Genomic DNA, 769 nt, shown 5'->3' on the forward strand with positions numbered 1-769 from the left:
TCCGGGGTTGCCCCTTCCCTGAGCATTTGCATGGCGAGTGAACTCTGTGCCCGACCGTACTCCGCCATGCCTTTTGGCAGGCTCAGCGCATTATTCTCAACAACAACGCATTCCATTGCGACGTTGACCGCCGGACACCGATTTTCCCAATGCCCTCAGTCAGTTACCACCCGTTTTTTCCAATGTGCGTTCACCGCCGGACCCAAAACCCCCTGACGCGCTTTTCGCCGCCGAAGGCCAGTTTTTCCCGCCGCGCTCTGGTCAGTGTAGCGCCTTTTTCGGCAACGGGCGAACGTCGCCCAACTTGTTTGGGCGGCGGGCGTCCGTTCTGCGGGCGCGGGCGGCATAGAGCCCGCAAGCGGCGCCCCTGCGACGCTCTGAGGCACTGTGGCTTCGGTTTGCGTATGACCTTGCATGACCACGCGGTTTTGTTCAGGGAAGCCCCCGGGGGCTGCACGGGGCGGAGATGGCGAGCACGGTAACGAGCAAGGAGCCTGCGACTGCGAGCCGCGCGCAGCCAGTGCAGCGGGGTTGGGGCGGGGGGAAGTAAATAACGGAGGCCGCAGGCCGACCTGCCTTCAGGGTTGTTGGCCGGACGTTGGCACGGCAGCTAAAGAAGAACACGGGTTTTTGCCGATGGCTGGCTCAGCGGCTGACAGCAGAAGGCGTCAGCCTTGTGCGCCACACCCTTCGATGCTAACCCGCGGGGGCGCAAGACATAATGCCAATTATACGCATTAAGCCGCTCATCAATGCTCAGGCGGTTGCC

The 769-nt window shown here is 62.3% G+C and carries 1 protein-coding gene; it reads left to right on the top strand.

Annotated features, from left to right (window positions below; genetic code table 11):
* Nucleotides 1-414 precede the first annotated feature (414 nt).
* On the top strand, nt 415-741 hold the full coding sequence (locus EAE91_RS23600; protein WP_214090555.1) for a hypothetical protein: 327 nt from the start codon (nt 415-417) through the stop codon (nt 739-741).
* Nucleotides 742-769 lie beyond the last annotated feature (28 nt).

This window comes from Photorhabdus noenieputensis, from assembly GCF_018448935.1.
Lineage (GTDB): Bacteria > Pseudomonadota > Gammaproteobacteria > Enterobacterales > Enterobacteriaceae > Photorhabdus > Photorhabdus noenieputensis.

Coding starts and splice junctions, on each gene's coding strand:
- EAE91_RS23600 (WP_214090555.1), top strand. CDS start 415: ATGACCACGCGGTTTTGTTCAGGGAAGCCCCCGGGGGCTGCACGGGGC.